The sequence below is a fragment of the Neokomagataea anthophila genome, from assembly GCF_018122595.1.
GTDB classification, from domain to species: domain Bacteria; phylum Pseudomonadota; class Alphaproteobacteria; order Acetobacterales; family Acetobacteraceae; genus Gluconobacter; species Gluconobacter anthophilus.
In genome coordinates this window covers 1-212 of record NZ_JAGRQH010000271.1, presented here as the reverse complement: position 1 = coordinate 212, position 212 = coordinate 1, and the positions used below count along the sequence as shown (strand labels likewise).

The following is a 212-nucleotide window of genomic DNA, read 5'->3' as shown; positions in this document are numbered from 1 at the left end:
TTTCAACTATGTGAAAAATACGTTAATTAGCATTTCAAAACGATTTAATTTTTTTTTAAAATATTTGTGGGGGGGGGGGGTGTGTTTTTTTGAAATATGTTTTGTTGTTTTTTTATTTTTAATAAAAAAAAAAAAAAAAAATAAAATAAATATATTAAAAAAAAAAAAAAAAAATAAAAAAATAAATAAAAAATGTGAATAATTGAAAAAAA

Annotated in this window: 1 protein-coding gene; it reads left to right on the top strand. The window is 15.6% G+C overall.

All coding sequences use genetic code 11. From position 1 onward, the window contains the following. Positions 1–202: hypothetical protein (locus KB213_RS13610; protein WP_211683623.1), on the top strand; the 202-nt coding region annotated here is incomplete at its 5' end. Positions 203–212 lie beyond the last annotated feature (10 nt).